Below are 248 nucleotides of genomic sequence, written 5' to 3' on the forward strand. Positions count from 1 at the left end.
GATCAGGTTGATAGGTTCGAGGTGGAAGCATGGTGACATGTGGAGCTGACGAATACTAATAGATCGAGGACTTAACCATATAATATGAAGCAATGTTATCTAGTTTTGAAAGAATATAAAAAACTTGTTGACTTTAAAAGTTAAATAAGTTAAAATGATTCTTGTCTTAAATGAATACAGTCTGGTAATGATGGCAGAGAGGTCACACCCGTTCCCATACCGAACACGGAAGTTAAGCTCTCTAGCGC

At 37.5% G+C, this 248-nt stretch carries 1 rRNA gene; it reads left to right on the top strand.

Annotated elements, in window-relative coordinates:
- Positions 1-180 precede the first annotated feature (180 nt).
- Positions 181-248 (top strand): 5S ribosomal RNA (gene rrf / locus MR169_RS28085); the annotation flags it as partial.

This window comes from Bacillus cereus group sp. BfR-BA-01349 (genome assembly GCF_022663795.1).
Classification (GTDB): domain Bacteria; phylum Bacillota; class Bacilli; order Bacillales; family Bacillaceae_G; genus Bacillus_A; species Bacillus_A cereus.